This window comes from Vibrio sp. 10N.261.52.C11 (assembly GCF_041471405.1).
Lineage (GTDB): Bacteria > Pseudomonadota > Gammaproteobacteria > Enterobacterales > Vibrionaceae > Vibrio > Vibrio crassostreae_C.
Window position 1 is genome coordinate 1 of the sequence record NZ_JBFROI010000144.1, and the last position, 465, is coordinate 465.

Consider the following 465-nt stretch of genomic DNA (forward strand, 5'->3'; position numbering starts at 1 on the left):
AGTAACCAATAGATATAAACAATAATGTTACGAATGTAGATCTGGCTTGGGTTGCTATTATTAAAAATAATGATGCCGCTATTATTAAAATTGATTTTAATATAATAATATTATTTTTAGTCGTTGTTAATTTATAGAGTGCGAAACAAGCTAACCATGAAGACATTACAGTATAATGTAAAACACCAATACCCCACGTTCCCCTTCCTCTCTCAAGAAGAATGTCTTGTTGGTAAAAGTAAGCTAGCGAGCATACTGTAGCCACGAGAGAAAGGTTAAGTAAATGGTTTTTTAATTGACCAAATAAACTTTCAGGGATTATTGAAAAATATAATAGCAACATTCCATATGCTTTTATTTGACCATTGCTAAATCCGTGCAAATGTCTTTGATATAAGCCATATAATATGAATAGAGAAATTATCCATAATATTTTTTTGTTTATTAACTGTTGTTTAATATGAT

General features: G+C 29.0%; 1 protein-coding gene. It reads right to left on the reverse strand.

Annotated elements, in window-relative coordinates:
- Positions 1–465 (reverse strand): hypothetical protein (locus tag AB4323_RS24450; RefSeq protein WP_372153552.1); only part of this gene is annotated, 465 nt, incomplete at both ends.